The sequence below is a fragment of the Rhodoferax sp. P2_H8_2 genome, from assembly GCF_056403235.1.
The window spans coordinates 91450-103161 of the sequence record NZ_JBFUFW010000007.1; the positions used below are offsets into that span (position 1 = coordinate 91450).

Consider the following 11712-nt stretch of genomic DNA (forward strand, 5'->3'; position numbering starts at 1 on the left):
GCGAAAAGGATCAGGCCTTGGGCTGCTTCTTGGGGCGCGACCAGTTCGCAATGCTGACCTGCTTGCCGCGCGCCACACTCAAGGCCCCGGGCTCTGTGCTCTTGGTGATCGTCGATCCACCACCCACTGTGCCGCCTGCGCCTATCGTCACTGGAGCGACCAGCACGCAGTTGCTACCCACGTGCACGTCGGCCTCGATCACCGTGCGGTGCTTGTTGGCGCCGTCGTAGTTGGCGGTAATGCTGCCAGCGCCATAGTTGACGCGCTCACCCACAGTGGCATCGCCCAGATAGGCCAGATGGTTGGCCTTGGCACCCTTGGCCAGCGTGGAGTTTTTCACTTCCACGAAGTTGCCGATATGCACCTCTTCGCCCAAGCGTGCACCGGGGCGCAGCCGTGCAAACGGGCCTATCAGCGCGCCGGCGCCCACGGTCACGCCCAGCTTCTCGCCATCGATATGTGTGAACGGGTGGATCACCGCACCTGCATCAATCACCGCATTCGCAATCACGCAGTTCGCGCCAATCGACACACCTTCGCCCAGACTCACCTGGCCTTCAAACACGCAGTTCACATCGATGGACACATCATGGGCACACAGCAGATCACCACGCACATCGATGCGAGCGGGGTCGGCCAGTCGTACGCCTTCTTCCATCAGACGGTGCGCCTGCTGCAATTGATAGGCACGCTCCAGTTCGGCCAGTTGCACCGGGCTGTTGACGCCTGCGACCTGCACCGCGTCCGTAATCTTGTGGGCGACCACAGCCACACCATCCGCCACCGCGAACTTCACGATGTCGGTCAGGTAGTACTCGCCTTGGACGTTCTTGTTGTCCAGTCGCGCCAGCCAGCGTTTGAGCTGGGCTGCGGGAACGGCCATGATGCCGCTGTAGATCTCGGTAATCTGCCGCTGCGAATCGGTAGCATCCTTGTGCTCGACGATGGCTTGCACAACGCCGCCCTGCGAACGTTCAATGCGTCCATAGCCGGACGGGTCCGGCATTTCCAGAGTCAGCAGTGCAAGGCTTCGGCCGGCGCTGGCCTGGATCAGATGGAATAGCGTGTCGGCTTGGGTCAACGGTACATCGCCGGACAACACGATCACAATGGCGTCATCGGTCAGCGCAGGCACGGCCTGTTGCACGGCGTGGCCAGTTCCCAGTTGCGGCTCCTGCCTTACAAAATTGATATCAAAACCGGCTGCAGCGCCCGTCGAATGTGCGCAAGCCGCTTCTACTTCTATAGCACCGTGGCCGGTGATGACGACCGCTTTGCGGGCCTGCAGGCTGCGCGCTGTGTCCAGTACATGGCCGAGCAAAGGCTTGCCGCCCAGGCGGTGCAAGACTTTGGGCAAACGGCTTTTCATTCGGGTGCCTTTGCCCGCCGCCATAATGACGACGTCGATGGGCATGCCGGTTTGGGCTGGTGTGGCCTGAAGCTGGGGTGTCACGTGTCAGTCTCTCTTATAGGCGTTGTACTGTGCGTTCATTGGGCAGATGGGTTTCCATTATCGGCTTGCTTTGGCTGGCTTTGTTGATGCAAGGTTGCAGCGCCGTGCGGCTGGGCTACAACAATTCACCGCAGCTCGCCTACTGGTGGCTCGATGGCTACTTCGATTTCGACCGTACCCAATCCGTCAAAGTACGCGCCGATTTGCAAACCCTTCTGAACTGGCACCGCAAAGAAGAGGTGCCGCTCCTGGAGCAGCAACTGGCGCGCCTGCTGGTGCTGGGTCCGCAAGACATTACGCCAGCGCAAGTCTGTAGCGTTTATGCAGACCTGCAGGCACGGGCGGTTGCGGCGATGGACTCAGCCGCGACCACACTGGCGGCGACGGCGACCACGCTGCAGGAGCCGCAAATCCAGTATCTGGACCGCGCCTTCGAGAAAAAAGACCGCGAATGGCGCGATGAGTGGCTCGAGGGCACGGCGGAAGAACGGGCCGAGCGCCGCCTCAAACGCGCAGTCGAATGGTCGGAGTGGTTTTACGGCAGTTTGTCAACAGCCCAGGTGGCGATGCTGACCAGCCGCTTTGCCAACTCACAGTTTGATCCCGAGGTGCAACACCGCGAAAAGTTGCGTCGCCACCAGGACCTGCGCACCACGCTGCGCAGCCTGCTCGCCAAACCCGCGCCACAGGCGCAGGCCGATATGCGGGCGCTGCTGCAGCGTACCGTGGTCTCCGCCGACCCGTCCTACCGCCAGCACCTGGAGTTGCTGGTGCAGGAAAACTGCGTCACCGTCGCGATGCTGCACAACAGCAGCACGCCGCGCCAGCGCGCCAAGCTGGTCAAAACCCTGCAGGGTTACCAAGGCGACGCGCAGGCGCTTGTCAATCCATCCTGAAACACCATGGCCGGTATTGATTCCGAATTTGCGCAGTACTGCTGCGAGTTGTTGTCAGGTGTCGGGCCGTGCACCGCCAAGCGCATGTTCGGAGGCTGGGGCATTGGCACGGACGGCATGAACATCGCCATCCTTGCCAATCTGGGCGAGGGAGACACGCTGTGGCTTAAGGTCAATGGCGATACCCGTGCGCAGTTTGAAGCCGCGGGCTGTGCACCCTTCACCTATGAGGCGCGCGGAAAATCAGTGTCTCTGGGCTATTACAACGTGCCCGCGGAGGCGATGGAATCTCCACCGCTGATGCTGCCTTGGGCACGGCTGGCCTTGCAGGCGGCTCTGGTGGCGCGCAACAGCAAGCCAATGCCCAAACCGAAAACGATGAGCCCCAGAGTGGCCAAACCGAAAACGCTCAACCCCACCAAGCGAGCAAAGCCCTAAACCGGCCAGACGACGCCGTTGTCATTCAGGATCGCATCCAGCGGCACATCGTGCGGCTCGGGTTCAAAGTCGGGAACAAAGCCCACGCCGAACCCCAGGCCCACGGTGAATGGTTTGGGTTCCAGGCTGGCCAGCATGCGGTCGTAAAAACCACCGCCATAGCCCAGGCGATATCCGCCCGGCCCATACCCCACGCAAGGCGCAAACAGCAGGGATGGGAAGATGATTTCAGTGTCCTTGGGCTTGGGAATGCCGTAGGCGTCTTCTTCCATCGGACACCCCGGATACCAGACATGGAAAGTCATGGTTTTGTGTTCTTTATTGACCACGGGCAGACCAATGCGACGCAGTTGCGGCTCATCGAGCAGTTCGCCATCTTCCTTCCAGCGGTGCAGCGCGGGCAAAGGGTCGAACTCACCCTTGATCGGCCAATACGCGCCAATCACGGTGTCGGTCCGCCCTATGAGCCAGATGCGCATCACCTGCTGCAAAAGATCGGCGCGCTGTAGGCGGTCGGGCAGGTTCAGGCGTTGTTCCAGGAGTGCCTTGCGAAGGGCTTTTTTTTCTGCGGCCTTGCCGTCTTGCGAGTTGTCCATAATCCCCACATGCAGTTCTCCGCCATTCTGACATCGTTCGCCCTATGCAGCACCTTGGTGGGCGCTCTGCTGTTGCCCACCGTTTCCACCGCGCAAGCACAAGGTCGCGACGCGACGTGGTACGACGACACGATCCAGGACATGGCGCAGGCCTACAAGCAGCGCGACCGCAAGCGCTTGACCCAGTTGTTGCCGCAAATGCGCGGCTATGTGCTTGAGCCATGGGGCGCCTATTGGGAGCTCTCGGCGCGGTTGGACGACGCCAGCCAGACCGACATTCAGGACTTCATGGCCCGCTACGCCGGCACCTACCAGGAAGACCGGCTGCGCAACGAATGGCTGTTGCAGCTCGGCCGCAACCGCGACTGGACCGCCTTCAATCGCGAATACCCCAAGTACCGGATGAACGACGACCGCTCGGTACGTTGCTACGCGCTATTGGCCGACCACATGAGCGCGGGCGTTGATGTGACCGAGGCAGTGCGCGACACCTGGTTGGCATTGAAGGATGCCGATGAAGGCTGCGCCAGCGCGGTCGAGCAATTGCTCAAAGAGCAGACCAGTAACAACCATTTCGTCTGGCTGCGTGCACGTCTGGGCATGGAGACTGACAAGCTGCGCGTCACTACACAGGCGGTTGGTTTGCTCAACCCGGCCTGGACCAAGACCGTCAACAACATCTACCTGAACCCGGGAAAATACCTCAACGACAAGATCACCGCATTGCGTCCGCAAACGCGCGAGATGGTTTCACTGGCCCTGATCCGTCAGGCCTATCTGGACCCACTGGAAGCCGCCACCGAAGTCGAGAAGCTGCGCTGGAAGGCGCAACTCACGCAGGAGGAGCGCAGCTGGATCTGGGGCGTGATCGGCAAGCGCGCGGCGCAAAAGCTGTCGGATGACGCGGTTGGCTATTTCGCCAAAGGCCAGTTGCAGCAGATGCACGAAGACCACAAGGCCTGGGCCGCGCGCGCTGCCCTGCGTGGAGGCCAGTGGAGCAAGGTGCAAGAGGCGATTTCCAGCATGGACGAGAGCCAACGCAACGACACCACCTGGGTCTACTGGCGCGCCCGCGCGCAAATGTTGGCCGCCAGGACCGAGGCGGATCGCGCCCAGGCGGTTCAGTTATTTGAGCGCATCGCTGGAGTCCGCGGCTTTTACGAACAACTGGCGCTGGAAGAACTGGGCCAGCCCATCAGTACCCCACCCAAGCCGGAGCCTCTGACGCCCGCGGAGCGCGAAATGGCACGCACGGACCCTGGCTTGAACCGCGCGCTGTATGCCATTGCGCTGGGCCTGCGCGCCGAAGGCGTGCGCGAATGGAACTACACCACCAATCTGCACCTGCGCGGCGGCATGGACGACCGTGCATTGCTGGCCGCGGCCGATTTGGCTTGCAGCAAGGAAGTGTGGGATCGCTGTATCAACACCAGCGAACGTACCAAGAGCGTCATCGACCAGGACACCCGCTACCCGATGCCGTTCAAGAACGCGGTCGTGGCCCGCGCGCGCCAGATCGGACTGGACCCGGCCTACGTCTATGGCCTGATCCGCCAGGAGAGCCGCTTCATCATGGACGCCAAATCGCATGTGGGTGCCTCTGGTCTGATGCAGGTGATGCCCGCAACCGCGAAGTGGACCGCCAGAAAAATTGGTATTGAGAATTTCCAAGCCAAACAGATCACCGACCGCGACACCAACATCGCGATTGGCACGGGTTACCTGAAGCTGGTGCTGGACAACTTTGGCGGCTCCATGCCTATGGCTGCAGCGGCCTACAACGCAGGGCCTGGTCGCCCCCGCATCTGGCGCGGGCAAGCGGGTGCGCCGGTCCTTGATGCGGCCATCTGGGCAGAGAATGTGCCCTTCCCGGAGACGCGGGATTACGTGAAGAAGGTATTGGCCAACACGACCAATTACGCGGCACTGATTACCGGGCAACCGCAGTCGCTGAAGGCGCGGTTGGGGACCGTGGGGCCGGCGTCGGCGCAGACGGTTGAGAACCAAGAATTGCCCTGAGAATTTCCCCAATCCATGCACACCACAGCCCTCGTACTTTTCTCCGGTGGCCAAGACTCCACCACTTGCCTTGCCCATGCGTTGGCGCGCTACGAGCGCGTAGAGACAGTCGCTTTCGATTACGGTCAGCGCCATGTGATTGAGCTCGAAGCCCGTAACAACGTCTTGCGGGAAATTCGCCAGCAGTTCCCGCAGTGGGCCCACAAACTCGGCGAGGACCATCTGCTGGATCTGGCGGTACTTGGCAAAGTCAGCGAAACCTCGCTGACGCGCGACACGGCGTTCAAGATGGAAGCCAATGGCCTGCCGAATACCTTTGTGCCGGGCCGCAATCTGTTGTTCATGACCTTGGCCGCTGCGCTCGCCTACCGGCGCGGCCTGCAGGTGTTGGTCACAGGCGTGTGTGAAACGGATTTTTCGGGCTATCCGGATTGCCGCGATGACACGATGAAGGCCTTGCAACTGGCATTGTCACTGGGCATGGACCAGCGCTTTTTGATCGAGACGCCGTTGATGTGGATCGATAAGGCGGCGACCTGGAAGCTGGCTTTCGATTTAGGAGAGGCTGCCCATACAGATGGTGGTCAGGCGCTGGTCGACCTCATCGTCGAGCACACGCATACCTGTTACCTCGGCGACCGTGTCCATCGCCATGCATGGGGCTACGGTTGCGGTACTTGCCCTGCGTGCGAACTGCGCGCCCGGGGCTTTGAGAAGTACTCAGGCGCTGCGCAGTAACCCGTTCAGCGAAGCGTCCCAGGCATAGCCAGGGAACAACGTGTCGATGGCCGGCTTGTCCAGGCCCATGACGCCGTTTAGCACTTGCGCAAACACGCCGCGGAAGTCGTGCAACACCGGCAGGTCGCGGCCTTCATGCAGGTTCTCTTTGGCCAAGCCATTCCACGCGCCATGCCATCGTCCGCCCTGCACGCGGTTGCCCATCAACCACATCGTGTTCCCATGGCCATGGTCGGTGCCGCGCGTGCCGTTTTCTGCGCTGGTGCGGCCAAACTCGCTGAACACCACGATCACATCATTGGGCTGGGAGAAGTCGCGGCGCAGTTGCACCAGGGTCTGCGCCAGGTTGCCCAGGTTGTTGGCGAGCGCACCCGTCGCCGCGCCTTGGTTGGCGTGGGTGTCCCAGCCACCGGCCGATAAAAACCCGAGCCGCAAATTGCGCTCTTTGCGCATCAATGTGCCCAGGTGCTGCGCGTCCAGCAGCAGGCCTTGCGCGGAGCCCGCACCGTTGTTGGCTGCGAGCATTTCCTTGCTCGCCATGGATGGGTCCATCATGCCCTTGTCCGCATCATCGTTGAGTGTCTGCGCGGTCTGCATGCGGCTGTCGGCGCCAGCGCGAAACGCCTGCGACAAATTGTCCTGGCCGCCGTACAGCTTCATCACCGCGTCGCGCGTGCGTTCATCGCCCAGCGCGCCCTGCTTGGTAGCTGCCTGCCCCTTGGGCACCAGTTGCACACGGCTTGCGCCCGCCAGGATCAGCGGATTGGCTTCGCCGACACCGATCGCACGTGTGCCGTTGCGCATGCCCGCCAGGATATTCATCCAGCCGGTCGCGCCGCTGCTCTTGCCAGGCACGCCGACTTCCCAGTGGTGCTGCGCGTCGAAGTGGGAGCGTGTGGCGTCAGGCGAGCCGGCGGCGGGAATCACACCCAGAACGCCTTCCTTCCACAGCGGCTGCAACGCAGCCATTGCAGGGTGCAGACCAAAGTTCGCGTCCAGTGCAACAACGCTTTGCGTGCCACCGTCTGGCGCGGGGATGGCGATGTTGGGGCGCAGTCGGTAATAGTTGGCATCGCCGTACGGGACGAACGCGGACAAGCCGTCGTAGGCACCGCGCAGAAACACACAGATCAAACGTGCATCGCTACTGCCGGATTGCGACTGTGCCCAGGCTATGGGCGCTGCCCACGCCGCACCAACGCCTATAGCCGTTTGCAGCAATGCACGGCGTGACAAGCCTGTCTTGGAGTTTGTATTGGCATGCATGGTCGAGGCCTCTTTATTTGTACATGAAGTCGGGGCTGGCCAGCGCCAAGCCGGCGCGCAAGGGCGGCTTTTCCTGCGCCAAAGACTGGCGGGTGGTGTCAGCCAAAAACGGATTGAGGAAATCCAGCGCGGGCACTTGCCTGCCGATGGCCAGCGCGAAATCGGCGCGGCGCGTCAGGGCCTCGGGTACCAGCCAGGTCGCTGCATCAAACTTGTAGCCATCTGGCGTTTGCCAACCGTGCAGCGGTTGCCCGGCATTGGACAGAAAGCCCAGCGCCAGCACCAGGCGGCGTCGGTCCTGCGCTGAGTCGGTGGCCACTAGCGCCGAGCAGGCGTAGTCCATCGGTGTTTTGAAAAGGCGGTTGTCGCTGTTCCAGAAGTCTGGAGATTCCAGCAGGGAACGCATCACCGCACGCATGTCGCCCTGGGTCGACAAAAAGGTATCGCTCAGGCGCTTGACGAGTTCGGGGGAGGGGTTGTCTGCAACAAAAAATTGCGCCAGGCGCAGACTGATGCGCCGCGCGGTGCTGGGGTGGCGCGCCAGCATGCGGATCGCGTCTTCACCTTCGTGCAGTCCATTGCCAAACGGGCCGGTAGAGAACGTGCGGCCCAACACCTGCTTCTTGCCGCTGTCATGCAAACGGTCCACATACCGAAAGCCGCTGTTGTCTTGCGGACCCACAGTCCAGCCGGTCAGCACCCGCGCCATCTCGCGTACATCGGTTTGCGTGTAGCCGCCATTTACGCCCAGCGTGTGCAGCTCCATCAACTCGCGCGCGTAGTTCTCATTCAGGCCGCGGCCCCGTTTATCGCCGGCACCGGCCCGAGACCCTTCGGCCACGCTTTGCGCCTGGTCCAGATAGAGCAACATCGCCGGATGCTGCGCGCTGGCCAGCACCAGGTCCTCAAATTTCCCCAGCGCATGGGCGCGTGCCACGTTCACGACGTAGTGGCCTACAAAAGGCCGTACCGCGCCCTTGCCCGCATACACATTGAAATGGTTGAACCAGAATTCGGTCATCCGGGCCAGCAAGGGGTTTTCTTCGCCAGGGCTGGCACAGGCAGTCAGACGCCAGGCCGCAGCCTGCATCTCCACCATGCGAGAGAAGTAGATCGGGTCATTGGTGTCGGAGAAGTCGAGCTTGCGCATCGCCTGTGCTTCGGCAATGTCTTTTTCTGTGCCCTTGGCCTTCTGACGGGCTTCGCGTTCGGCGCGGGCTTTTTCAATGAGTTGTGGCAGGGGCTGGTTGAAGTTGCGCAGGTCTGCTGCGATCACCGGAGCTTGTTGGCTGCCCGCATAGGCGAGATCCACTTGCTGCAAAGCCCAATTGCGGGGCGCGGCGCTGGATTGCACCGCTTGAAGCTGGCTGGGGTTGAAGCCGTAGCCGAGTCGGGACAACACGCGCCAGGTATCTGCCAGGTTTTTGTCAGTTGTAGCGTTTGCGGGTAATTGAGCCCAGGCCAGGTTTCCGATACCTGCGGCTGACAGTCCGCCTGCCAGTGCCAGCATCAGGACCAGGGTGCGGCGTTGCAACACGGGTAGGGATTGGTTGGTTGTTTGCATGGGTGTCTTCCTGGCACAGCGGGCGTGCATGCTCAACGGCATGGTACGGCGCAGTGCCTACGGGGACACCCTGGCTTTACATTAAATTACCCAGCAAAACCCGCCCAACTCACGGCTTAGACGGGGCCATGCGGAACTAGACTCGGTGCGATATGGATGCGATGGGATCGCTGCAGGCCACGTCCCGGCCCGCAATTCCTGCATGGATTGGAACAACATGAAAACGCGTTTTGCCCGATTGGTACTAGCTTTGGCGCTGGCATGCTTGTCCGCCTGCGGTGGCGGTGGTGGCGGCGACAGCAGCACGTCGACCGGTTCGGTCGCGGAAACTCCGGCGCTCAAATCGATTGTGGTCTCGCCCGCTACCGTGACGCTGGCCATAGGAACCAGTCAGCAGATGGTCGCCACCGGCACCTATGCGGACGGCAAGACCGCGTCCATCACCACGGGTATCACCTGGTCCGCCAAGGGAACGACGGTATTGACGACCTTTACCAGTGGGCTGGTCACCGGCAAGGCCGCGGGTACCGATACGGTCACCGCCAAGGTGGGTGATATTTCCGGCACAGCAACCGTCACCGTGGTGGGGCCCTACAAGAGCGTAGCCACGGGTGGCAGTCATACGCTAGCCGTCAAAGCCGACGGCAGTTTGACAGCCTGGGGCCTGAACCGTTCTGGGCAACTGGGAGACGGCAGCACGATCGATAAATTGGCGCCGACCACGATCGGAACGGCCAAGACCTGGTCGGTCGTGTCTGCAGGCGAATTTCACACCGTAGCGCTGTTCGGCACCAACTGTGCGGTTAACGGCTGCCCACTCTACGCTTGGGGTTTCAACCAGAACGGCCAGTTGGGCGATGGCACGACCAAGGACATCAGCGTACCGACCAAGATTGGCACCGTGACCACCTGGATCGCTGTCGCGGCCGGAAAGGCGCACACCCTGGCGGTCAAAAAAGACGGCACGCTGTGGGCTTGGGGCCGCAACTTCAGCGCGCAGCTCGGAGATGGAACGCAAATTGACAGAGTCGTGCCAACTGCGATTACCGGAATCGGCTCCATCGCCATTCCTCTCAATCCCAAAGGATGGAAAGCGGTGGCGGCCGGGGAGGAGCACTCCATAGGCATACAAAGCGATGGAACAGTGGCGACCTGGGGAACCAGGGCACTCGGACAAACAGGTCAGGGAGATGCCAGCGTGCTGCCCTTGGACACGCTTCCGCTTCCCGTTTCATTCGTACCGTACACAGACCGTCTTCAGTTTGTGGGCATCGCTTCGGGTTACAACCACAGCCTGGCGATCCGTAACAACGGAACGCTGTACGCCTGGGGCGACAACCAATTCAACCAACTGGGTACCAGTGGCCCCACGCCGGTTGCCTGCCCGTTCTATGCCCCCCTCACAGTGTGTGAGTTTGATATCCAGCAGGTCAAGCTGGATCCGTCGATCGGTGCCGACAATGATTGGGCTGTCATTTCGGGGGGGGCGACGCACAGCATGGCCATCAAGACCGATGGCACCTTATGGGCTTGGGGAAATAATGACTTCGGTCAATTGGGGGATGGATCCACCGCGCCTATCAACGCGCCCACAAAAATTGGCACAGAAAAAAACTGGATTGCGGTGTCCGCAGGCAAGTACCACACCTTCGCGATCAAAGCCGATGGCACGCTGTGGGGCTGGGGCCGCAACGCCGAAGGTCAGTTGGGCAATGGAACCAGCACCTCCAATGTGCTGATACCGACAAAAATGCCCTGAAGACTGGCAATTTTCCGCAGGGCCGCCCCCAAGGAAAATTAGCCCCCTTGGGGGGCAGCGACCCGCGTAGCGGTGGAGCGTGGGGGTCAGTTCCGCACTCCGCTGGCCACATGGCCGGACGGCACGTGGCGGGCGGCGGATTCTATATGACCGGTCTGGTCATCGAAGAAGAAATCGGGCTCAAATTCGCGCAGGAATTCGCCCTTGTCTAACCCGCCGAGGAACATCGCCTCGTCGATTTCAATGTTCCAGTCCATCAACGTGCGGATCGCACGCTCATGCGCTGGGGCGCTGCGCGCCGTCACCAGCGCGGTGCGAATGCGCATATGTGGAATCTCGGCCTGTTGCATGCGGTGCAGCGCTACTAGCAGCGGCTTGAACGGGCCATCGGGCAGCGGCAGCGCTACGTTGTCCTGCTCGTGCTTCTGGAACGCAGATAGCCCGCCGCTTTGATACACCCGTTCGGCCTCGTCGCTGAACAACACGGCGTCACCGTCGAATGCAATGCGCACTTCATTCGGATGCGCAACGCTGGCGTGTGCCGAATGCGGGTACACCTGCGCCGCGGGTACGCCGGCTTCCAGCGCGGCGCGCACGTCGCTCAAGTGGGTGCTCAAAAACAGGTTGGCGTGTAGAGGCTTCAGGTAGCGCCAGGGCGCTTCGCCACGTGTGAACGTGCAGCGGATGATAGGCAAGTTGTAGTGCTGGGCCGACTTCATCACGCGCAGGCCGCTGACTGGGTCGTTGCGCGACAGGATCACCACTTCGACGCGCTGCGATGGGGTTTCGTTAAAGGCCAGAAGTTTTTGCACCAATGAAAATGCGACGCCGGGTTTGGCAGGAATGTCGAGACGATCGCGCTGCAATTGCATGTAGGCGCGGTCGTCGGTTTTCTCGAAGAGTTCGTTTTCTTCTTCGAAATCAAACAGAGCGCGCGACGAAATCGCCACTACCAGTTTGCCGTCGAGTGTGAGTCCCATAGC

General features: G+C 61.4%; 10 protein-coding genes. 5 read left to right on the forward strand and 5 right to left on the reverse strand.

Going from position 1 to position 11712, the window contains the following annotated elements:
• Positions 1 to 10: 10 nt before the first annotated feature.
• The gene (glmU, locus tag AC1DV6_RS13505) at positions 11 to 1414 is read right to left on the reverse strand and encodes a bifunctional UDP-N-acetylglucosamine diphosphorylase/glucosamine-1-phosphate N-acetyltransferase GlmU (protein WP_477978390.1); all 1404 of its coding nucleotides are present in this window, start codon (positions 1412 to 1414) and stop codon (positions 11 to 13) included.
• A 125-nt stretch (positions 1415 to 1539) separates the two neighbouring features.
• Here glmU and AC1DV6_RS13510 point away from each other — a divergent pair, with 125 nt between their 5' ends.
• Positions 1540 to 2349: a DUF6279 family lipoprotein gene (locus AC1DV6_RS13510; RefSeq protein ID WP_477978182.1), complete on the forward strand. Its 810-nt coding sequence runs from the start codon at positions 1540 to 1542 to the stop codon at positions 2347 to 2349.
• 6 nt (positions 2350 to 2355) lie between these two features.
• Entirely contained in the window at positions 2356 to 2787 is a 432-nt protein-coding gene (locus tag AC1DV6_RS13515) for a TfoX/Sxy family protein (protein WP_477978184.1), read from the forward strand.
• Here AC1DV6_RS13515 and AC1DV6_RS13520 read toward each other — a convergent pair.
• Positions 2784 to 3383 (reverse strand): 5-formyltetrahydrofolate cyclo-ligase, encoded by a 600-nt coding sequence (locus tag AC1DV6_RS13520; protein WP_477978186.1) that lies wholly within the window; start codon positions 3381 to 3383, stop codon positions 2784 to 2786. The genes AC1DV6_RS13515 and AC1DV6_RS13520 overlap by 4 nt on opposite strands.
• 9 nt (positions 3384 to 3392) lie before the next feature.
• Between AC1DV6_RS13520 and AC1DV6_RS13525 the strand changes: the two genes are divergently transcribed.
• Positions 3393 to 5402, forward strand: a complete 2010-nt coding sequence (locus tag AC1DV6_RS13525) for a lytic transglycosylase domain-containing protein (protein WP_477978188.1) — start codon at positions 3393 to 3395, stop codon at positions 5400 to 5402.
• 15 nt (positions 5403 to 5417) lie between these two features.
• Complete coding sequence (gene queC, locus AC1DV6_RS13530; protein ID WP_477978190.1) at positions 5418 to 6140, forward strand: 7-cyano-7-deazaguanine synthase QueC; 723 nt, start codon at positions 5418 to 5420, stop codon at positions 6138 to 6140.
• Here the strand turns inward: queC and AC1DV6_RS13535 are convergent.
• Together AC1DV6_RS13535 and AC1DV6_RS13540 are read right to left on the reverse strand one after the other, a co-directional pair.
• Positions 6123 to 7406 (reverse strand): DUF1501 domain-containing protein, encoded by a 1284-nt coding sequence (locus tag AC1DV6_RS13535; RefSeq protein ID WP_477978192.1) that lies wholly within the window; start codon positions 7404 to 7406, stop codon positions 6123 to 6125. The genes queC and AC1DV6_RS13535 overlap by 18 nt on opposite strands.
• 13 nt (positions 7407 to 7419) lie before the next feature.
• Positions 7420 to 8970 (reverse strand): DUF1800 domain-containing protein, encoded by a 1551-nt coding sequence (locus AC1DV6_RS13540; protein ID WP_477978194.1) that lies wholly within the window; start codon positions 8968 to 8970, stop codon positions 7420 to 7422.
• Between the two features lie 217 nt (positions 8971 to 9187).
• On the opposite strand from AC1DV6_RS13540, the gene AC1DV6_RS13545 reads away from it, so the two are divergent.
• Positions 9188 to 10729, forward strand: coding sequence for an RCC1 domain-containing protein (locus AC1DV6_RS13545; RefSeq protein ID WP_477978196.1), 1542 nt, complete (start codon positions 9188 to 9190; stop codon positions 10727 to 10729).
• An 86-nt stretch (positions 10730 to 10815) separates the two neighbouring features.
• Here the strand turns inward: AC1DV6_RS13545 and AC1DV6_RS13550 are convergent, their stop codons facing one another.
• Positions 10816 to 11709 (reverse strand): 5'-nucleotidase, encoded by an 894-nt coding sequence (locus tag AC1DV6_RS13550; protein ID WP_477978198.1) that lies wholly within the window; start codon positions 11707 to 11709, stop codon positions 10816 to 10818.
• Between the last annotated feature and the right edge of the window lie 3 nt (positions 11710 to 11712).